This is a genomic window from Cryobacterium sinapicolor, assembly GCF_004403465.1.
Taxonomy (GTDB): Bacteria; Actinomycetota; Actinomycetes; order Actinomycetales; family Microbacteriaceae; genus Cryobacterium; species Cryobacterium sinapicolor.
Map to the genome: position 1 here is coordinate 19,890 of NZ_SOGQ01000045.1, position 21,250 is coordinate 41,139.

Here is a 21,250-nt window from a genome sequence, read left to right on the forward strand (position 1 = left end):
CCGCCGCGCGGTCCTGTCGGAGGCCGCAGGTAGAGTTACCGGGTGAGTTGGAACGCCGAAATACCGTGGGATCCCGACGAGTTCGAACCACCCGACGAATTCGATGCCCCGCCGCCGCCCGACGGCTATGCCGGCGGAGCCATGGACTGGAACCCCGCGTCGCCCGGCGCCGCCGATGCCGGCCGCGTCGTCGCACGCCCGGCGGCGGCCCCACCCCGCCGTGCCACCGCGAAGTTCGCAACCGCCGCCGAGGCCCTGCGCACGGTCTTCGGCTACGACTCCTTCCGCGGCGAACAGGCCGCCATCATCGATCAGGTCATCGGCGGCAACGACGCGGTCGTGCTGATGCCCACCGGTGGCGGCAAGAGCCTCTGCTACCAGATCCCCTCGCTTGTGCGGGAGGGCACCGGCATCGTCATCTCGCCGCTGATCGCTCTCATGCAAGACCAGGTCGACGCGCTCACCGCCGTGGGCGTGCGCGCCGCGTTCCTCAACTCCAGCCAGGACTCCGCCGCCCGCGGCCAGGTCGAGCGCGACTACCTTGCCGGCCACCTCGACCTGCTCTATGTGGCCCCGGAACGGCTCTCCAACGAGGCCACCAAACGCTTCCTCGACCGGGGCACCATCGCCCTGTTCGCCATCGACGAGGCCCACTGCGTGTCGCAGTGGGGGCACGACTTCCGGCCCGACTACCTGGCCCTGTCCGAGCTGGCCGACCGCTGGCCCGACGTGCCCCGCATCGCCCTCACCGCCACGGCCACCGACGCCACCCACAAAGAGATCACCACCCGGCTGCAGATGGGCGACGCCCGGCATTTCGTCGCCAGCTTCGACCGACCCAACATTCAGTACCGCATCGTCGGTAAGGCCGAGCCGCGCAAGCAGCTGCTGGCCTTCATCAAGGCGGAGCACCCCACGGATGCCGGCATCGTCTACGCGCTCAGCCGCAAGACCGTCGAGGCGACCGCCGACTTCCTGCGCCAGAACGGGCTGAACGCCCTGCCCTACCACGCGGGCCTCGACCAGGGACTGCGTGCCCGCACCCAGTCCCGGTTCCTCCGCGAGGAAGGCGTCATCATCGTCGCCACGATCGCGTTCGGCATGGGAATCGACAAACCGGACGTGCGCTTCGTCGCCCACATCGACCTGCCCAAGTCCGTCGAGGGCTACTACCAGGAGACCGGCCGAGCCGGCCGCGACGGCCTGCCCTCCACCGGATGGCTCACCTACGGACTGCAAGACGTCGTGCAGCAGCGCCGCATGATCGACGAGTCGCCCGGCGATCTCGGCCACCGGCGCAAGCTCTCCGCCCACCTTGACGCGATGCTCGCGCTCTGCGAGACCGTCAGCTGCCGCCGCGTCAACCTGCTGCGCTACTTCGGCCAGGCGAGCGAGCCGTGCGGCAACTGCGACACCTGCCTCGAGCCGCCCGTCGGCTGGGACGGCACGGTCCCCGCCCAGAAACTGCTCTCCACGGTGGTGCGCCTGCTGCGCGAGCGCAACCAGCGCTTCGGCGCCGGCCAGCTCATCGACATCCTGCGCGGCAAGGTCACTGCGCGCACCACCCAGCACTGCCACGACCAGCTGGCCACCTGGGGCATCGGCGCCGACCTCAGCGACCAGCAGTGGCGCGGAGTCGTTCGGCAGCTGCTGGCCCAGGGCTTCCTGGCCACCTCCGGCGAATACGGCACGCTGGTTCTGACGGATGCCGCCGCGGAGGTCCTCGCGGGCCGCCGCACCGTCGAGCTGCGCACCGAGCCCGAACGGGCCGCACGTCCGGCGGCCGGTGCCCGCAAGAGCGCCGCGAAGGCGGCCGCGGCCGACCTCACCCCCGAGCAGGAGACCCTGTTCGAGGCGCTGCGAGGGTGGCGTTCCGCCCAATCGAAAGAGCAGGGGGTGCCGGCCTACATCATTTTCGGCGACGCGACCCTGCTGGCCATCGCCGCGACGAAGCCGGCCACCCTGGCCGACCTCGACGGCATCTCCGGCGTCGGCGCCAAGAAGCTCGACGCCTACGGCGCCGCCCTCCTCGAGGTCGTCGCCGCCGGAACCTGATGCGCGCCCGGTCCCGCCGCCGGCCGCGATCGGCCGAACCCGGCAGCACGCGCAGCATCCCGCGGGACCAGCTAAACGGCTAAACGGCTAAACGGGTAGAACTGAATCATGGACTGGACCGAATTCTTTGACGCGCAAGCAGGCCGCCCGACGCGTTCGGTGCTGCTCCGCGCGCTCGAGCTCCGCGCCGCCGCGCAGCCCGGCACGTTTCCCGGATCGGCCGCCGCGGCGCCCGATTTCTCGGCCCCCGAGCCCGGCGGCTCGATTCCCGCCCCTCCCGGAACGGCGATCGATCTGGGCTGCGGTGAGGGCACCGAGACCCGGCACCTGCTCTTCGCCGGCTGGACCGTGCACGCCTTCGACGCCGACCCAGGCGCCGAGGCCAGGGTCAGGCAGGGCCTCGGCCCGGCCGAGCAGGCCCGCCTGACCTTCCACCGGTCCCGCTTCGAGGAACTCCCCGAACTGCCTGCCGCCGACCTCCTCTACGCGGGCTTCTCCCTGCCGTTCTGCGACCCGGCGGTGTTCCCGGAACTGTGGGCGCGCATCCGCAGGGCGCTTCGGCCCGGTGCCTGGTTCGCCGGCGAGTTCTTCGGCCCCCACGACGACTGGGCCGGCCGTGCCGACATGAACTTCCACGATCGCGTCCAGGTCGACATTCTCCTCGCCGACCTGCACGTCGCCGATCTCGTCGAAGACGACCGGCCCGGCCAGTCGGCCTTCGGCCCCCGCCACTGGCACCTCTTCCACGTCATCGCCCGCACACCGCCCCCTGCCCCAACGAATTCGACGGAGATTTTGAGCTAAAGCCACGTTTTGGGCCTGATTCAGGGCTTCTCGGGCAAAAGCTCCGTCGAATTCGTCAGGGGCGGCCGGGCCGACGCTCCGCCGGCAGCAGCGCCCCGTTTGTGGGTATGAGTGCAGCAAGACGCGGTACCGCTGTGGAAACCTACAAAACGGATGCCGAGCGGAGCATGCTTTGTTGTAGGCCCGTCACGCACTATTTCCGCCCTTGGCGAGAGGCACCTAACGTGTAAGAAAATTTCGAGTTCGCGCGAAGACGAAGGACCAATGATGGTTGACACTGCCCAGCGCTCCAATAGCAAGAAACCCGCCCGTACTCCGGGCAAGACCTCCGCCAAGACGACAACGACCCGGGCCAAGAGGCCGGCCACGACAATGCTCACGCCTCCCGTGGCCCCCGCCGTCGACACCTGCCCGGTCATGATCGCCGGCCAGGCCGGTGCCCCCACGGTCAACGTCGAGTCGTTGCACCGTCAGCTGCTCGGCACCTGGGCCGACGTGCGCCTGCGTGCCCGCGAGCTCACGGCACGGCCCGAGCTACAGCGCGTCGAGGGACAGTCCATGGCCGAGCACCGCGAGCGCGTGCTGGGCCAGCTGCGCATCCTCGCCGAGAACGGACATGTCCACCGCGCCTTCCCGAAGGATCTCGGCGGCGCCGACGACCACGGCGGAAACATCGCCGGGTTCGAGGAACTCGTCACGGCCGACCCCAGCCTGCAGATCAAGGCGGGCGTGCAGTGGGGCCTGTTCGGCGCGGCCGTGCTGCACCTCGGCACCAAGAAGCACCACGACGCCTACCTGCCCGGCATCATGACCATGCAGGTCCCAGGCGTCTTCGCGATGACCGAGACCGGCCACGGTTCGGATGTCGCGGCCATCGGCACGACGGCGACGTACGACCCGGCCACGGCGGAATTCGTCATCGACACCCCGTTCCGCGCGGCGTGGAAGGACTATCTCGGCAACGCCGCCAAGGACGGCATCGCCGCCGTGCTCTTCGCCCAGCTGATCACTGCGGGCGTCAACCACGGCGTGCACGCCTTCTGGGTGCCGCTCCGCGACGAGTCCGGGAATTTCCTGCCCGGCATCGGCGGTGAGGACGACGGCCTCAAGGGCGGGCTGAACGGCATCGACAACGGCCGACTCCACTTCGACGGGGTGCGCATCCCCCGCGCGAACCTGCTGAACCGGTACGCCGACGTGGCCGAGGACGGTACCTACGCCAGCCCGATCGCCAGCCCCGGCCGCCGCTTTTTCACCATGCTCGGCACCCTCGTTCAGGGGCGGGTCTCGCTCGACGGAGCCGCCACCCAGGCCTCGGCGATGGCCCTCACGATCGCCATCACCTACGGCAGCCAGCGCCGACAGTTCAACGCCGGCAGCGACACCGACGAGGAGGTCATCCTCGACTACCAGCGCCACCAGCGCCGCCTGCTGCCGCGCCTGGCCACGACCTACGCGCACACGTTCGCCCACGACGAGTTCCTGGTCAAGTTCGACCAGGTCTTCAGTGGTCAGGCCGACACGGATGCCGACCGGCAAGACCTCGAAACCCTCGCCGCCGCTCTCAAGCCGCTCTCGACCTGGCACGCACTCGACACCCTGCAGGAGGCCCGTGAGGCCTGCGGCGGCGCCGGCTTCCTGGCCGAGAACCGGCTGGTCGGCCTCCGCGCAGACCTGGACGTCTTCGCCACCTTCGAGGGCGACAACAACGTGCTGCTGCAGCTCGTCGCCAAGCGCCTGCTCACGGACTTCAGCCGCAAGTTCGCCTCGGCCGGCCCGGGCGTCCTCGCCCGCTACGTCGTGCAGCAGGCTGCCGGCCGTGCCTACCACGGCACCGGGCTCCGCAGCCTGGGCCAGGCGGTTGCCGACTTCGGCTCCACCGCTCGCTCGGTGGGCCACCTCCGCGACACCGCGGTGCAGCGGGAACTGCTCACCAACCGGGTCGAGACCATGATCGCGGAGATTGCGGGCAAGCTCCGCTCGGCGGGCAAGCTGCCGGCGAAGGATGCCGCGGCCCTCTTCAACGCCAACCAGGATCAGCTGATCGAGGCGGCCCGTTCGCACGGTGAGCTGCTGCAGTGGGAGGCGTTCACCCGGGCGGTCGAGACCACCGAGGACGCAGGCACGAAGCAGGTCCTCACCTGGCTGCGGGACCTGTTCGGCCTCGGGCTGGTGGAGAAGCACCTGGCCTGGTACCTGATCCACGGGCGCCTGTCGGCGAAGCGGGCGCAGTCGGTTACGGCCTACATCGACCGCATCATCGCCCGGCTCCGTCCGCACGCTCTCGACCTGGTCGACGCGTTCGGCTACAGCCAGGACCACCTCCGCTCGGCGATCGCGAGCGGCGCCGAGCAGGATCGCCAGAACGAGGCACGGGACTACTACCAATCCCAGCGCGCCAACGGCACCGCTCCCCGTGCTGAGAAGGCCCCCGCCAGAAAGTAGCCCAGAAAGTAGCCCAGAAGTAGCCCCCGGGACGAATCGCGCCCCGGGGCTTCCCGTTCCGGTCGAGAGTGCCCGTTCCGCGGGTCACTCTCGACCGGAACGGGCACACTGGCCTCGTACCCAGGTACCAGGCCGGCGGGCGCATAAGCGTCCGTCGGGCCGATGCGCGCAGCATCCGTCACCCGTAGCGTCGTTGACGGGTCGATTTCACAGTGTGAGACCGGCCCCGACGATGTACAACGAGGAGACGGATGATTCAGGCACAGTCCCTGACCAAACGGCACGGTGACAAGACCGCGGTCGACGCGATCGACTTCACCGTGCAGCCCGGCACTGTGACCGGCCTGCTGGGCCCGAACGGCGCCGGCAAGAGCACCATCATGCGCATGATCGTCGGACTGGACCGGCCGACCGCCGGATCGGTCACGGTCAACGGCAAGCATTATCGCGAGCACCGCGCGCCGCTCTGTGAGGTGGGCGTTCTGCTTGATGCGAAGGCCGTGCACACCGGCCGCTCGGCCCGGAACCATTTGCTGGCCCTGGCGGCCACCCACGGCATCCCGGCCGCTCGGGTCGACGAGGTGATCGAGCTCACCGGGCTCGGATCCGTAGCCCGCAAGCGCGTCGGTGGTTTCTCGCTCGGTATGGGCCAGCGCCTCGGAATCGCCGCGGCGCTGCTCGGCGACCCCTCGGTGCTGATCCTCGACGAGCCCGTCAACGGGCTCGACCCCGAGGGTGTGCAGTGGGTGCGCCAGCTGATGCGGCGCCTCGCCGCGGAAGGCCGCACCGTGCTGCTGTCCTCGCACATGATGAGCGAAATGGCTCTCACAGCCGACCACCTGATCATGCTGGGCCGGGGCAAGGTCATCGCGAATGCCCCGGTCTCGGAGATCATCGGCATGGCCGGTACTCACCGGGTGCGCGTGCGCACGCCGCAGGCGGCCCAGCTCGCCGCCCTGCTCGCCCAGCCCGACGTCACCGTCACCACCGATGAGCCGGATCTGCTCAAGGTGTCCGGGATCTCGGCCGGCGACATCGGCGAACACGCGGCCGGCGCGGGCATCGTGCTGCACGAGCTGACCGGTGTGAGCGCGTCGCTCGAAGAGGCCTACCTGGCCCTGACCCAAGACGAGGTGGAGTACCGCGCCAGCGGCTCCGCACAACTGCAGGAGGCCGGACGATGACCGAGACGACTGCGACCGAGACGACCGCGCCCGAAACGACCGCGCCCGTCGCTCACACCTCCCCGGCCGCAGGCGGTGCCGCATCCGCCGGGTACGGCCTGAGCGCGGTCGGCCTGCTGCGTTCGGAGTGGATCAAGTTGCGCAGCGTGCGCTCGACCGCCTGGTCGTACGCCCTGCTTGTGTTGGTCTCGCTCGCCCTTGCGGCTGTCATGTCTTCGACGCTCGATCTGCAGGGGGCGGATGCCTCGATGATCCCCGCGGCCGACCAGGCGACCTTCATCGCCCAGACGGCCACCTTCGGGGTGTTCTTCGGCCAGTTGATCGTCGCCGTCCTCGGCGCGTTGACCATCAGCGGCGAGTACTCCACCGGCATGATCCGGTCCACGCTGACCGCGGTGCCGCGCCGGCTGCCCGCCCTCGCGGCAAAGGCCGCCGTGCTGTTCGGCACGACCTTCCTGGTCGGGCTGGCCGCCAACCTCGGTTCCTATCTGGTGGCCTCGCTAATACTCTCCCGTCAGGGCCTGGGCGTCAGCATCGCGGACCCGGCCGTGTTCCTGCCGGTGCTCGGCGGTGCGCTCTACCTGGCCTTGATCGCGGTCTTCGCCCTCGGTGTCGGCACGATCGTGCGCAGCGGGGCCGGCGGCATCGCGGTCGTGCTCGGCATCGTGCTGCTGCTGCCGATGGTGCTGCAGGTGATCGCCGCCCCGTGGGCCGCCGCCGTGCTGCCGTACCTGGTCTCGAACGCGGGCATCAACATGTTCGGACTGATGTCCTTCAGCCAGGTGCCGATCGAGTGGTGGGTCAACCTGCTGGTCGTGCTCGGTTGGCTCGCAGTCAGCCTGGTCGGTGCTGCCGCGGTGTTGAAGCGGAGGGACGCGTAGAGTCCTCTGAATGACCGAAACACAGTTCACCCGCGGCCGGCCACCCGTGCCGACGGCGGGTGAACTGCGGCTGCCGACACCGCCGGGGGTGGCCAGGCGGTTCTGGGCAAGGCATCCGTGGCTCAGCGACACGCTCGTCGCGAGCGTCTATCTCGTGCCGATGGTCATCCTCTTCCTGGTCGACGTGACCCGGCAGGCCGGGCCCGGCCTCCCGCCGCAGGCCCTCAGCACCGCCGCGGTGGTGCTGGTCATCACGGCCGCACTGCTGGTGCGGCGGCACGCCCCGCTGCTCGTGCTCGGGGTGACCTGCGCCGGACTGGTCGCCGCCTTCCCCGAGCAGGGCGACACCCTGCCCGTGCTGATCGCGCTCTACGCCGTCGCGGTCTACCGTGGCGGCCGGAGCGCCTGGTTCGGCCTCGCCGGCGCGGTCGGCGTCGCCGCCCTGGGTGCGTTCGTCGGCGCGAGCAGCTACGCCTCCTGGCTTGCCGTCGCCTCCCAATCCGCGGTCCTCATGCTCGCGGCCACCCTGGTCGGCGTCACGGTCGGCGATCGCAAGCGCTACGTGGCGGCGCTGGTCGAACTGGCCGCGCAGCTGGCCCGGGAGCGCGACCAGCAGGCCCAGCTCGCCCGGATCACCGAACGTGGGCGCATCGCCCGGGAGATGCACGACATCATCGCGCACAGCCTGTCGGTCATGGTCGCGCTCGCCGATGGCGCCGACGCGCTCCTCGTGAAGGACCCGGAGCGTTCCCGCGTCGCGCTGCGCGAGGTGGCCCGCACCGGCCGCGGCTCGATGTCCGAGATGCGCCGGCTGCTCGGCGTGCTGGGGGAGGACCCTCAGGAGACGGGCGACCCCGAGGCGACGGATGTCCCGCTCCGACCTCAACCCGGCGCCGACCAGCTCGTCGACCTGGTCGACTCGTTCCGCTCCGCCGGACTGCCCGCCCGGTTGGAACGAACCGGGCGCATCCCCGGCAGTCAGGGTCTGCAGTTGACGGTGTACCGCATCGTGCAGGAATCGCTGACCAACGCGCTGCGCTATTCGGCGCAGCCGACCGTCGTCTCCGTGCGACTGACCATGGTCCCGGGACGGCTCGAGGTGGTTGTCACCGACGACGGTCGCAACGCACGGGACGCGTCGCGTTCGCCAGGCACCGGGCGGGGCCTCGTCGGGCTGCGCGAACGCGTCGCGCTCTACGACGGCACTCTCATCGCCGGGCGTCGGCCCGGCGGCGGCTGGCAGGTGCGCGCGACGATGACGGTCGACGAAACGGAGGAACAAGCGTGACGCCGACCCGGATCATGCTCGTCGACGACCAGGCGCTGCTGCGCACCGGCTTCCGGATGGTGCTCGAGGCCGAAGACGATTTCACCGTGGTGGCCGAGGCTGGCGACGGCGCGGCGGCGATCGCGCTCGCCGCCGGTCTGCATCCCGACGTCATCCTGATGGATGTGCGGATGCCCGGGATCGACGGCATCGAGGCCACCCGGCAGATCACCGCCGCGTGCCCGGACAGCCGGATCATCATGCTCACCACCTTCGACCTCGACGAGTACGCCTTCGGTGGCCTCCGCGCGGGCGCGCGGGGGTTCCTGCTGAAAGACGCCCAGCCCAGTGAACTCGCCGCAGCCGTCCGGGCCGTGGCCTCGGGCGACGCCTCCGTTTCGGCGCGGGTGACCCGGCGCATGCTGGACCTGTTCGGATCCAAGCTCCCGGGGGTCGATCCGGGGGCCGACGAGGCCGAAGCGGATGCCGACGCCGTCCGGATCGGCATGCTCACCGACCGGGAGCGCGAGGTCTTCCTCGCGGTCGCGGAGGGGTTGTCGAACCCCGAGCTCGCCGACCGGTTCTTTCTGTCCGAGTCCACCGTCAAGAGCCACGTCGGACATATCCTGGCCAAGCTCGAACTGCGTGACCGAGTGCAGGTCGTCATCCTCGCCCACCGGCTCGGCCTCGTCACGCACTGACCGAGCCCGATTCTGCGCCGATGCACCCGGCGAATAGGCTCGGGGGTATGCGCACCTTCTATCCCGAGATCGAACCCTATGAAACTGGACTTCTCGAAGTCGGTGACGGGCAGACCATCTACTGGGAGGCATCCGGCAACCCGGACGGCAAGCCGGCCGTCTACCTGCACGGCGGACCGGGCGGCGGGTCGAGTCCGAAGCAACGCCGCGTCTTCGACCCGGACAAGTACCGCATCATCCTTCTCGACCAGCGCGGCTGCGGCCAGAGCACGCCGCACGCGAGCGCCGCGGATGCCGACCTCAGTACCAACACCACCTGGCATCTCGTTGCCGACCTGGAGAAACTGCGCGAGCACCTCGGCATCGAGCGCTGGCTGGTCTGCGGCGGGTCCTGGGGCAGCACCCTCAGCCTGGCCTATGCCGAGACGCACCCGGAGCGCGTCACCGAACTCGTGCTGCGCGGTATCTTCACGCTGCGCCCGATGGAACTCGACTGGTTCTACGAGGGTGGCGCCGCGGCGATCTACCCGGACCTCTGGGAGAACTTCATCGCCCCGGTGCCGGTGGAGGAACGCGGCCACCTGATCGCGGCATACCGGCGCCTGCTGCACGACCCCGACCAGTACGTGCGCGAGCGGGCGGGCGTGGCGTGGTCCACCTGGGAGTCCTCCACCATCACCCTGCTCCAGCAGCCCGACCTGATCGAGCACTTCACCGAACCCGCGTTCGCGGTGGCCTTCGCCCGGATCGAGAACCACTACTTCACCAACGCGGGTTGGTTCGAGCCGAACCAGCTGATCCGCGACGCGGACCGTCTGAAGGACATCCCCGGTGTCATCGTGCAGGGCCGCTACGACATGTGCACCCCCGTGTTCACTGCCTGGGAGCTGCACCAGAACTGGCCGGAGGCCGATTTCAAGCTGATTCCGGATGCCGGTCACTCCTTCGACGAACCGGGCAACCTGGATGCGATCATCGAGGCCACCGACCGCTTCGCGACCTGATGCCGGCCGGGGGAACCCCGGCAACAGCAGGCCCAGACCGGTCGGACGGCGGTCCAGAAAATGAGCTCGCCCCGGACGAAATCATTCCTGCCGGTGACCTGTCCAGGCCCTTGACACTCTCGTTTTATTAGGTAATGACCCTACCCTTCGATAGCATTCGAGTATTGCTCAGGTGACCCCTCTTCGGGGGTCACGTCACTCGCGCTCTCATTCGCGCACAATCTTGAGATGTTGTATGTCTGCTCCTTATGCACCCCAAAAATCCCTGATCAAATCCCTGAACCGGCACACCAATGGCAAGCCGCGTATCACCAAGCTATGGCAACGCACCGCCGTCCTTGCGGCGACAGTGCTGGCCCTATCGGCTTTCGTTCCGTTGCCTGCGTCGGCGGTGACCTCTCCCCAGGCTGTTGTCGCTGCCCCGATCGCAGTGAAAGCGGCAGAGGCCACCTGGACCACCATCCGCGAACCCAGCACACCCCACAACACGACGCTGTACGTCAGCGCCACGTCGGTGGCTGACAAGACCTTCCTCAAATTCGACACGGCACAGTACACGGGCATGAGCGTCGTGTCGGCAACATTGGAATTGAAAGTCGCCAGCACCACCTCTACCGCACCTGGCGTGCAGGTCTATCCGGCCTCCTCGGCCTGGAGCGCATCGACTCTGACTGAAGCAAACCGGCCCGCCCACAGTGACCAGGAACTGAGCGGTGCAACAGTTCGGGCGCTGACCGGACAGACGATGTCCGTGCCGCTCTCGGGTCTGAACGGTACAGCGCTGTCCGGGTCGACTGCGTTCGAAGTGCGCTATGCCCAGAAGTTCGTCAGCACCTCGTTCGTGGGCAAAGGGGAGGCGCGCCCCACGCTGAGGCTCGTCCTCGCGGCACCCGGATCGACGCCCGGAACGGCGCCCGGAACGGCGCCCGGAACGGCGCCCGGATCGGCCACCGGATCCGACAACCTGTCATTCGCGGTGCCCGGGGCGAACACCACCGGCAAAAAGGTCTTTGCACACTACTTTCCGCCGTACCCCATCTCCATCGAGAACAAGGCACCCGCATCGGACTACTACGCGATCAACTACCTCACCGCGCCGGGTGAGGGGGGCATCCACGCCAACTACGGCGGATTGCTGCGTGACCGCCCCGAGGGGCGCGCTCCACTTCCGGGGGACTGGAAACTCACCGATATGAAGAAGGAGGTCACCGACGCGGCAGATGCCGGTATCGATGGCTTCACCGTCGACATCATGAGTCTGTCCGGCCTCAACTGGGAGCGAACACTCGATTTGGTGCAGGGCGCGGAGCAGTCCGGCAGAAACTTCACCATCGTCCCGAACCTGGACATGACGGCCAGCGCCGGAAAGGCCAGCATCGCGACCATAGCGGCAAAACTCGCCGAACTGTACAAGTCCCCGGCCACTTATCGTCTGAGCACAGGCGAATTCGTTCTCTCCTCCTTCGCCGCTGAGCGTCAGAACGCGGTTTGGTGGGGGCAGCTGAAGTCGACGTTGGCTTCGCAGTATGGGATCAAGACGGCATTCATCGCCGTGTTCCTGAATGCCAGTGACGAGAACCTGAAGAGTTTTGCGCCGATCAGTTATGCGCTGAGCAACTGGGGTACCCGGACGCCGGTGACCATCGAGAACGGTCCCGATTACGCGGCGAAGGCACGAGCACTCGGCGTGAAGTGGATGTCTCCCGTCGCCGTCCAGGACGTCCGACCCCGGAGCTACCTCTACGACGAAGCCGGCAATACGGAAACCCTGAAGGCGTCCTGGAAACGGGCGCTGTCGAACGGATCTGAACTGGTGCAACTGGTCACCTGGAACGACTACTCCGAGGGGACGTCGTTCGCTCCTTCGGCAGCGCACGGCGAGGCCTTCCTAGACATCAACGCGTACTACCTGAGCCAGTTCAAGGAGGGCTCAGCGCCGGCTATCGTCAAGGATTCGATCTACGTGACGCACCGGATTCAGCCCTATGCAGCGACGCCGACCACGCCGCAGCAGCTCATGTCACCCACGTTGAGCGGAACAGCCATGAAACCTCGGGACACCGTCGGAGTGCTCACTTTCCTCACGGCGCCGGCGACGGTCACGGTCTCAATCGGAGGAAAGAAGACGTCGTTCGAGGCGCCGGCAGGAGAATCAAGCAGGACCTTCCCGCTGGCGCTGGGTACGATCGGTGCGAGTGCGGACCGGAACGGGGCGCAGATCGCCGCTGTCACCTCTCCGTATCCAGTCGTTGCGCGCCCTGTCGTACAGGACCTGCAGTACTACGCCGCGAGCAGCAGGACCCGGTAACCAGGATCATCGGAACATAGCCGGGTGCTGCCGAACTGCCTGCGGGTCGGCAGCACCCTTCTGTGTCGAGTGGATGAGAATCGCTACCGTTTGCGGAGTGCGACTTCTTCCTCGTGGCTGGGGACGGGCTGTTCGTGTCGTGACGGCTTCTGCTCCGCCGCCGCGTGCGGCATGTAATACCGGCCTCGATTCCGACCGAGAAGCCGAGCGGGGGCCAGGTTCAGGATCGCGCCGAGGACCGGCGTCCCTGCCGCCTTGAGGCTCTCGACGGCTTTCCGGAGTTCCCGCGCTTCGACCTTTCCCGACCCGACGACGAGAACCGCCCCGCCGAAATACCGTCCGAGGATAGCTGCGTCAGTCACGGGCAGGAGAGGCGGGCAGTCGATGACGACGACGTCGAACCGGTCACGCAGTGAGGCGAAAATCTGTTGGGCGTGGGTGGAGGAAAGCAGTTCGCTCGGGTTCGGGGGAACCTGCCCTGACAACAGGATCTGGAGACCGTCCGGCCCCCAGGATTGGAGAACATCATCCACGTTGGCGTCGTGGGCCAGGATAGTCGTGAGACCGACCGTTCCCTCGAGGTTGAAATAGTCGGCCAGGGACGGTCTCCGCAGGTCCGCTTCGACCAGACACACCAGGCTGCCGGAGGCCGCGAGTGTGATGGCGAGATTCGCCGCCGTGACGGATTTTCCTTCGCCGGGAATGGACGAGGTGACGACGAACACCTTGTGGCGCTCATCCGCCTGGAGGAAATGCAGGTTCGTTCTGACCTGCTTGAATTCCTCGGCCCGGATGGGGCTGAAGCCTCGTTGCGGTACCAGCGGGTTGTTGACACTTCCGCGGTCGTACACAATCGTCCCGAGAAGTGTCAGACCGAACTGCCTGAGCTGTTCCGCGGTTCTCACTTTCGCGCTCGTCAGCTCCCGCAGGAGAATGAAGCCGAGCCCGGCAACGAAGCCGCCCAGCAACCCGGATGCCAGTGCGATCGACGGGCTGGGGGCGGACGGCGCGGTGGGTGTCGTCGCACTCTGCACGGACTCGAGGCGCAGCGGTGTAGTGCCGTCGCTCCGTTTCGGGACCAGACGGATCACCGTATTGACCAGACTCGTCGCCACCGCGTCGGCAGTGGCGGCAGCGCGGTCCGGCGAGGTATCCGTGACCGCGATCGAAATGAGGGACGTGTTCAAAGGCACCGAGGCAGATACCCGGTCACTGAGCTCGCCGACAGTGGTTTTCAATCCGAGCGCGGTGATCACGGGTTCCAGGACGATCTGGCGGGTCGCCATGATGCTGTAATTGCGCGCCTGCTGTTGTGAATAGTTGCTGCCCTGCGCGAGATCACTGGTGTTGTCACTACCGATTGCCGAAACGAATAACTCCGCTTCCGCAGAGTATTCAGGCTCGGTGGTCAACACGTAGACCGAAGCGGCGATGACGCCGAGAATGGTGAATGTGACGAGTGCAACCCAGCGAGATCGCAAGAGGTTCCAGAATCCACGTTGATCCACGTGTTCGCCCTTCCCCGTGTCGAGCGGCACCGGATTGACCAGCCAATGCTGAGACTCTATCAAGAACCTCATTATCACAGCGACCCACGTAGGGGTGGCATATGCGTGCCACTATGAGCACATGATAGCCCGACCTCTGATGCGGCCTCGGCGGTGGAAATTTCTCGTCGTCGCCGTGCTTTTCGTGGGTGCCATCGGGCTTGCACTCCTCGCGCTGCAGCCGGTCGGCACGGAAGACGCAGGAGCGCCAAAAGACCCGTACCCCACCATCACCGCCGTTCCACGTGCGCCCACGGCCGTGTTCCTTGGTGGGGCATCAACCTCGGGAGCCGGAGTCAGCGGCCAGGCCACCCGCTGGTCGACTGGGCTCGCTGCAGACAAGGGCTGGCAGGAGGTCAATCTCGCAACAAAAGGAGGTGTCATCGCTTTCGGAGTCACACCCGGAACCTGTGGGCCCTCGCCGTGTCCGAGCTACCAGGACTTGGTGGCCAAAACCGTCGGCCTGAACCCCTCCGTCGTCGTGGTGGCGGCGGAACGGGCCGGCATGAATGTGGATCTGCCTGAAGCAGTGGCAACCATCAATGCCGCACTTGCCGCCCTGCGCGTCGGCCTGCCCGATGCGACTCTGGTCGTCGTCGGACCGGTGGCGCCCAACGGTATGGACGATACTCGGGCAGTCGAATTGGACAGCGAGGTTCGCGCCGCCGCGGCACGCGTCGGCGCCGCGTACGTTGCTCTGCTCGAACCGAATGTTCTCGATCCATCGATGGTCGCAAGTGACGGTGTCAGTGTGAACGAAGCAGGTCATGCCGCAATCGCAGCCCGTGTGAAAACTGCGCTTTCGTGAGGGGGCCCGGAGATGGCGCCGACGGCCGGACGTCGGGGTCAGCATCGATTTTCCGCACCGTCCTCGGGGTCACCGTTCTCGGTGCCATCCTCGCTGCCGTCATGCCACTGTCTCTCCTGGTTCAGGTGCCCGACGTCGGCAGAGGACAGGCGTGGATTCTGACTTTGGTCCTCGTCGTGTGGGCAGGTCTGCGACTCGCCCTCCTCATCGTTGTCGGCCGTCCGATGCTGTTCGACTTCTTCTTCTGGATGTTCGTCTACGTTTTCATGGGGATCGCTCCCACCGTCCAGATTCGAAGTGGTCTCATCTCGCGGACGACTCAAGGGATCGACGAGTCACTCGAGCTCCCCACGGCCGCCCTGGTCTGTCTGGGCGTCGCCTGCTATGAAATCGGGCGATTGGTTGCTTACGGGCATGAGCGCGGCAGGCTGACAACCGGGAGTCGAGAAGAGGGGAATGCCCCCGTTCGGGCGGTAACCCAGGTGCGGACCTGGTCGACTCTGGTGCTCGTCGGCGCAGGCTTCATCTTCAGCCTGTATTTCATCTCCAAAATCGGTTTGGGATCGCTTTTCGGTAGCAGGGATCAAGCCTTTGCCGCGCGTTCAGCGACGTGGACGGATCCTGCGGTGCGCTCGATCATGTACGCCGTTGCCATCTACCCGTTGTTGGTGGGCATCGGCGCGCTCGTGCAGGTGAGGCGGAGGACGACGGGGCCGCTGGCGATGGCCTATGGCGGCGTGATTGCAATCGGGATCGCACTCCTACTCACTGTCGTGAATCCGGTCAGCAGCGCGCGCTACAGCCTGGGCACTGTTCTCTTCGCCCTTGCCGTATACGCGGGAGCACTGCTCACCGTCGCGCGTGTGCGAACGGCCCTGACTGCAGCACTCGTGGGATTGATTTTTCTGTTTCCCCTGGCGGACGCCTTCCGGCGACCGGAAGTCAACTTGGTGCGCAACGGTTTCTTCGGGGAGTACGAGGGGAACCCTGACTATGACGCATTCTGGCAAGTCGCCAATGCGTTCTCGTACGGTCTTGACGGGCTGATTGAACCGGGGCGCCAGGCGCTCGGCAGTGTCCTCTTCTGGGTACCCCGAGGCCTCTGGCCGGACAAGCCCGTCGACACGGGGATTCTGCTCGCTCAATATCGCGGCTACAGTTTTCAGAACCTCTCTGCCCCGCTCTGGGCGGAATTCCTGGTCAATGGCGGCATCGGTGTTCTCATCGTGGGTTTTCTCCTGGTCGGCTACGCATTGCGGGTCATGGACAGTCGACTTCTCCCCGCGGTCAAGGCCTCGGGCTATTGGGCCATTGTCGGGGCAGTCTTCCCGGTCTATATGACAATTCTCTTGCGCGGTTCACTTCTCCAGGCGACGGGAGTGGTGGCGGTCGCGCTGGCGTGTCTGCTTTTCGTCCGACAGCCGGTCAGGTCCCCCGGAGGCGACTCGCTCAGCGGTACGAACTGGCCAGAGTTTCAGCAATCGCCTGCATCCCGAACCGGTTCCGGCTAGCCCGCGCGCCGGCGCGGCCCATGCTGCGAGTCAGGACGTCGTCGCGTAGAACCGTTGCAACGGCGCCGATCAGAGCCTCGAGAGAGTCGTCCACGACAATCCCACATCCGATCTCGTCGACCGCCTGAGCAAGCCCGCAGCTATCCGTGATGACCACCGGCACGCCGAGCGACATGGCTTCGAGAACGGACATCGGATACGGTTCATCGACTGAAGGCAGAACGTAGACGGCGGCCCGCGCCAGCCGTTCATTGGTTGCATCCGGGGCCAGTGGTCCCTCCCAGGAAAGTACGCCTTTGCGATCGGCCGCGTCGATGAGGCGTTGCACCGCCGGTCCCTCTCCTTCATCGGGACCGACCAGGGTGAACGACACCTGCGGGAATTCATCGGCAAGAGCGAGCGCCATTTCCACGAAAAGCTGCGGGCGCTTCCGGCGGGCGAGTCGAGCCAGGTAGAGCACTTCCGTGCCCGCAGGGGGACCGTGTGCGCTCACCGGCACTGGCACGCCATTGGCGAGGTGCTGCAGGTGGAGCGCTGTGCCTGCAACCGCGCTGAGATCATTCCGTTCCTGATCGGTGAGGTAGAACACCACCTTCGCCCCCCTCAGAGCCGGCCGGGTGACGAACGCGTCCAGAGGAATCGCCAATGGATTGCCTGAAGGGTCGATCATGCCGTGAGTCTGCATCACGTACGGTATGCCAGCCTTGCGTAACCAGCGCGCCGCAGGGAGGGTGACGAGGTCACGGGCGGCATGTATGTGCACAACGTCAAAAGAGTCTGCGGCCTGTTTGAGCCAGTGCTGCAGGGCGGGTGCGCACAGGCCGGCAAAACCGATCCCCGGAATGATCGTTCGGGCGGGGAACAGACGCAGCGGCACACCGTCGAATTCATGGGGGGCTGCCTCACCGAATCCGCGGGCGCCGCCGGCTAGCACCACTTCGTGGCCTGCTTCGCGGAGTGCGCGGGCCTGGTTCAACGCGACGCGAACGGGACCTCCATACTCACCGTTGGGACTGACGAGCGTCACGATGGAGAGCACACGCATTCAGGTCTGGTCCCGGTCCTGTGAGAGCTCTGGTCGTTCCGCGCGCGGAGCTCGCAGAAGTGTTCCAGCCGGCAAGCTCCCGGAGACGAGAGCCGTCGCGCCGACGACGCTGTCGTGGCCGATCCTGCTGCCGCGGAGAATTGTTGCCCTGGCCGCGATCCATGCGCCGTCTTCCACGACAATCGGCGCATTGTCGAATTCGAATGTCTGCGAGGTGCGGTCATGGCTGCCCGTGCACAGCATGACGCCCTGGGAAATGCACACGTCGCTGCCGATGAGCACCGGCTCGAGATTCAGAATCCAGACGTCTTCGCCAATCCAGGAGTTGTCGCCGACGACCAGTTTCCAGGGCCAGTGGATGCGCACGCGATGGCGGATCAGGACATTGTCACCGATCGTGGCTCCGAAGAGCCGCAGGAGCGCGACGCGGAGACGGGGCGGGCACCACCACCGGACAATGACCAGTCCGGAGATGAGCAGCCAGCTGATCTGCCAGAGCGAATTCCGTCCCCGTTCGTAGCCCGCGCCGGAGAATCCGGCTAGGTTCCGGCGAGGGAGACCTAACGGTCGGGCCATCTGTGGTCTCGCGTCGCTGACTGACATGATCGTGAGTGTACGCAGACAAGCGATCAGCGGCTAGATATCCCGTTGAATGAAGTGCTGCTAGCTTGATCACATTCAACCCCGTCGATCTGAGCGTGGGCCGGCGAGATGAGGGTCCGATGAGGGCAGGTGCACCGCGGGGCAGAGGGCTGGGGCGCGTTCGAGCCCGCATGAACACCATCATCGGTTACTCGATCTCGATGGTGCTTCTGGCCGTCGTCTCGCTTGCGGTGATCCCCTCGATGGTCGCGGCAAGCGGCGCGGCGGCTTGGGGGATGATTGCGGCAGGCCAGTCCATCGGCGGAGTAGGTGCGGTGATCGTCGCCTACGGCTGGGGGCTCTCCGGGCCGGCCTCCGTGGCGAGGGCCGACGCGAACATGCGCCTCACCGCCTATGCGGAGTCGGTTGTCTGCAAGCTGCTGATCATTTTCCCCGTCGGCCTTCTTGTCTTTTCGGTGGCCTGGGGGGTCGGTCGCGACTACGCCATCTTCGCCGGAGTCGGCGCTCTGTCCACGGCGACCGTGGGATTGACTGCGAACTGGTTGTTCGTCGGACTTATGCAACCGTACCGACTCCTGGTCTTCGAAACCGTCCCGCGTATTCTCGGTACCGGCATCGGCATCTTCTTCATGGCTCACGGGTCGAGCGCTCTCGTGGGTGTGCTCTGGCAGCTGATCGGTATGGTGACGGCATTCGTGGTCTCCACCATCTGGATCCTGCGACCGTGGAGACTCCGTCGGCTTCGGTCGCTCCCGCGCAGGCGGGTCGGGGTGGTGCTGTCTTCGCAGCGGCTGGGACTGACCTCGACCGTGCTTTCCTCGATCTACACTTCGACCCCGATTGTCATCGTGTCGTTGATCGCCCCGGGCGCGCAGCCGGTTTACGCCGTCGTCGAGAAGGTGCAGCGCCAGGTGATCGTGGGACTCGGTCCATTCGTCACGATCCTCCAAGGTTGGGTGCCCAAGGCTCGACAGCAGGAGCTCGTCCGCCGAGTCAGGACGGGGCTGCTCGCCGCCGTGGTGTTCGCGGTTGCGCTCGCCGGTCTCATGCTGGCCGTAGCCCCGGAATTGGTGGGTTGGCTCGGAGGCGGCCAGATCAAACCGTCTTTTATCACCCTGATACTTATGGCGTTCATCACCGGAGTGAGCCTGATCGAGGCGGTCGTCAGCAAGGCCTGCCTGGCGGCATTGCGCAGACTCGACGTGGTGACCAGGGCGACCGCCATTGGTACTCTGGTCGGTCTGCCCTGCGTCGCTATCGGAGCCGTGTTGTGGGGGGCAGAGGGGGCGCTCTGTGGTATCTTCGCAGGGCTTTCGCTCAGGCTCCTGCTTGAACTCATAGGCATGCGCCGGGCAATCGCCCAGCGCAGCGTGAGTGCGCTCGACGTCACAATGGATCCGGAAATCGGGGTGAACGGCTCATGAGTCAGATCAAAGACGCAATGAGGGCGCTGGCTTGGGCGTTACCGGCGAGCACGGCCAAGAATCGGCTCCTCCGCTCGATCGGCCACGACATTCATCCGACCGCAATCGCGCGATCGTGTCTCGTCCTTCGGGTGACACAGGTTTCGATGGGAGCGAACAGCCGGATCGGTCGCTGGAACTTGCTCAAGAATATGCGCCGAGTGTCGATCGGTGATCACGCAACCATCGGCCGCTTGAACGTTTTTTCATCCCACCCTGTATACAAGCGGCTCTACCCGGACGGCGCCGTACTGGAAGTCGGACCTCATTCCTTTGTCACGAGCCGGCATCAGTTCGATTGCTCCGGCTCCATAGTGATCGGCGAGTACTCCAGTGTCGCCGGGCACGAAACCAAAATTGTGACGCACAGCATCGACGTTCGACGAAATGCCCAGTCGGCCTATCCGGTGCGAATTGGAGCCCGGAGTTTCGTCGGAGCGCGCTGTCTGCTCTTTGGCGGTGCTGTCCTGCCTGACCGGTCGGTCCTGGCGGGGGGATCGGTGCTCGCCCGTGCGAAGCAGGGCGCTTCGCCCGGACTGTGGGCGGGTGTTCCGGCCTCGCTCCGCGGGCCGATCGACGGTGAGTGGTTCGAGCGCTCGACCACGGGAACCAGCCGGGTCTTCATCCCGGCGACGGGAGAAACCGTGGAAGACGCGCTTTAGCCGCGGGCAGACAGCGTCCGGAACCATTTGCCGAGCAGTAGTGCCATGACCAGCGTGTTGGCGGCCAAGAGGAGGCTGTAGGCAACGACGAAGGCACCAGGCCAGCCAGTGAGGATGAAGCTGAGCGAAAGGATCCCGTAGTCGGCCGGCAGCAGAGCAATGGCCCGGGCTCTCGAGGGGCGACGAGCCCTGCCCTCGCCGTTGGCCGGGGTGGTGGGGGTTTCTTTCGCTGAACGACGCAGGAGCAGCGCCATCAGCAGGCCGCCCACAAAAGTGACGACGGACACGACTTGGAATGCGAGCGGCACGAGATACCAGATCGGCTCCACCGACCAGAATCGGAACGCCGTGATGAGGATTGCGGCGTGGACGGCGACGACCTTGCCGGCGTCCACGACGTGATCGAGCCACTCGCCTGCGGCGGAACCTCGGCCGGTCAGGCGTGCGACCTGTCCGTCTGCCGAATCCAGGGCGAAGCCGAGAATGAGGAGGACCGTTACGCCGACGGCTCGGAGCGGGCTTGGTTCCCCGCTGACCAGGAGGGCAAGACCCGCGCCCGTCGCAAGGGCCGACAGTGCGGTCACCTGATTGGGCGTCATCCTGAGTCCAAAACACACCGAGGCCAGCACACGCCCCAACGGCCGGTTGACGTATCGCGTGTACAGCGACACCCCGGTCTGTGCCTTCTGCGCACTCGCAAGCTGTGCGTGTGCTTCACGAAACTGTGTCATCGCGGGCCTTCCTCGGATCGATGGAGCAGGGGGCGCGGATGCCGCGTCCTCGGCACATGGTATCCCTACGGCACTCGCCACTTATCGGGGGTATTGCGCGTGTGGCGCACAGGGCGTACGTTTCCGCCGATCCCTCCTTTTCGCTAGTCGTGAGCAATGCTTTTCTTACCCGAAGCGCTCCAAAGCCGCGTGAGGCTGGATTCCATAGTTCGTTCGCAGTCTTCCGAGCTT

The 21,250-nt window shown here is 66.4% G+C and carries 17 protein-coding genes; 13 read left to right on the forward strand and 4 right to left on the reverse strand.

The genetic code is table 11. From position 1 onward, the window contains the following. The first annotated feature begins 141 nt into the window (after positions 1-141). From recQ to E3T28_RS08920, 9 genes are all read left to right on the forward strand, one after another. The gene (recQ, locus tag E3T28_RS08880; RefSeq protein WP_134429932.1) at positions 142-2,055 is read left to right on the forward strand and encodes a DNA helicase RecQ; all 1,914 of its coding nucleotides are present in this window, start codon (positions 142-144) and stop codon (positions 2,053-2,055) included. 108 nt (positions 2,056-2,163) lie between these two features. Next, a complete protein-coding gene (locus tag E3T28_RS08885) occupies positions 2,164-2,859 on the forward strand; it encodes a class I SAM-dependent methyltransferase (RefSeq protein ID WP_134429883.1) in 696 nt (231 codons plus the stop codon). 267 nt (positions 2,860-3,126) lie between these two features. After that, on the forward strand, positions 3,127-5,304 hold the full coding sequence (locus E3T28_RS08890) for an acyl-CoA dehydrogenase family protein (protein ID WP_420898268.1): 2,178 nt from the start codon (positions 3,127-3,129) through the stop codon (positions 5,302-5,304). 251 nt (positions 5,305-5,555) lie between these two features. Beyond that, positions 5,556-6,488, forward strand: coding sequence for an ABC transporter ATP-binding protein (locus E3T28_RS08895; RefSeq protein ID WP_134429885.1), 933 nt, complete (start codon positions 5,556-5,558; stop codon positions 6,486-6,488). Beyond that, the gene (locus E3T28_RS08900) at positions 6,485-7,369 is read left to right on the forward strand and encodes an ABC transporter permease (RefSeq protein ID WP_134429887.1); all 885 of its coding nucleotides are present in this window, start codon (positions 6,485-6,487) and stop codon (positions 7,367-7,369) included. The genes E3T28_RS08895 and E3T28_RS08900 overlap by 4 nt, the downstream gene beginning before the upstream one ends. Before the next feature lie 10 nt (positions 7,370-7,379). Next, positions 7,380-8,657, forward strand: coding sequence for a sensor histidine kinase (locus tag E3T28_RS08905; protein ID WP_134429889.1), 1,278 nt, complete (start codon positions 7,380-7,382; stop codon positions 8,655-8,657). A gap of 14 nt (positions 8,658-8,671) precedes the next feature. After that, positions 8,672-9,337, forward strand: a complete 666-nt coding sequence (locus tag E3T28_RS08910; RefSeq protein WP_134429938.1) for a response regulator — start codon at positions 8,672-8,674, stop codon at positions 9,335-9,337. Positions 9,338-9,384: 47 nt separating this feature from the next. Next, a complete protein-coding gene (gene pip, locus E3T28_RS08915) occupies positions 9,385-10,341 on the forward strand; it encodes a prolyl aminopeptidase (RefSeq protein WP_134429891.1) in 957 nt (318 codons plus the stop codon). 235 nt (positions 10,342-10,576) lie between these two features. Continuing rightward, complete coding sequence (locus E3T28_RS08920; protein ID WP_134429892.1) at positions 10,577-12,649, forward strand: glycoside hydrolase family 71 protein; 2,073 nt, start codon at positions 10,577-10,579, stop codon at positions 12,647-12,649. Between the two features lie 83 nt (positions 12,650-12,732). Here the strand turns inward: E3T28_RS08920 and E3T28_RS08925 are convergent, their stop codons facing one another. Further along, positions 12,733-14,229: a tyrosine-protein kinase domain-containing protein gene (locus E3T28_RS08925; protein ID WP_134429894.1), complete on the reverse strand. Its 1,497-nt coding sequence runs from the start codon at positions 14,227-14,229 to the stop codon at positions 12,733-12,735. A gap of 103 nt (positions 14,230-14,332) precedes the next feature. Here E3T28_RS08925 and E3T28_RS17180 point away from each other — a divergent pair, with 103 nt between their 5' ends. Further along, the gene (locus E3T28_RS17180) at positions 14,333-15,004 is read left to right on the forward strand and encodes an SGNH/GDSL hydrolase family protein (RefSeq protein ID WP_135103053.1); all 672 of its coding nucleotides are present in this window, start codon (positions 14,333-14,335) and stop codon (positions 15,002-15,004) included. Positions 15,005-15,129: 125 nt separating this feature from the next. Then, a complete protein-coding gene (locus E3T28_RS08935) occupies positions 15,130-16,515 on the forward strand; it encodes a hypothetical protein (RefSeq protein ID WP_134429897.1) in 1,386 nt (461 codons plus the stop codon). Here E3T28_RS08935 and E3T28_RS08940 read toward each other — a convergent pair. Continuing rightward, entirely contained in the window at positions 16,454-17,560 is a 1,107-nt protein-coding gene (locus tag E3T28_RS08940; RefSeq protein WP_134429899.1) for a glycosyltransferase, read from the reverse strand. The genes E3T28_RS08935 and E3T28_RS08940 overlap by 62 nt on opposite strands. Beyond that, positions 17,561-18,163 carry an LbetaH domain-containing protein gene (locus E3T28_RS08945; RefSeq protein WP_241979249.1) on the reverse strand — a complete coding sequence of 201 codons (603 nt, stop codon included), beginning with the start codon at positions 18,161-18,163 and terminating at the stop codon, positions 17,561-17,563. Between the two features lie 170 nt (positions 18,164-18,333). Between E3T28_RS08945 and E3T28_RS08950 the strand changes: the two genes are divergently transcribed. Both E3T28_RS08950 and E3T28_RS08955 read left to right on the forward strand, forming a co-directional pair. Continuing rightward, positions 18,334-19,587: a polysaccharide biosynthesis protein gene (locus E3T28_RS08950; RefSeq protein WP_134429901.1), complete on the forward strand. Its 1,254-nt coding sequence runs from the start codon at positions 18,334-18,336 to the stop codon at positions 19,585-19,587. Then, a complete protein-coding gene (locus E3T28_RS08955) occupies positions 19,584-20,288 on the forward strand; it encodes an acyltransferase (RefSeq protein WP_134429903.1) in 705 nt (234 codons plus the stop codon). Before E3T28_RS08950 ends, E3T28_RS08955 begins: the two co-directional genes overlap by 4 nt. Here the strand turns inward: E3T28_RS08955 and E3T28_RS08960 are convergent. Beyond that, positions 20,285-20,887 (reverse strand): CDP-alcohol phosphatidyltransferase family protein, encoded by a 603-nt coding sequence (locus E3T28_RS08960; protein ID WP_241979250.1) that lies wholly within the window; start codon positions 20,885-20,887, stop codon positions 20,285-20,287. The two genes, E3T28_RS08955 and E3T28_RS08960, sit on opposite strands and share 4 nt — an antisense overlap. Between the last annotated feature and the right edge of the window lie 363 nt (positions 20,888-21,250).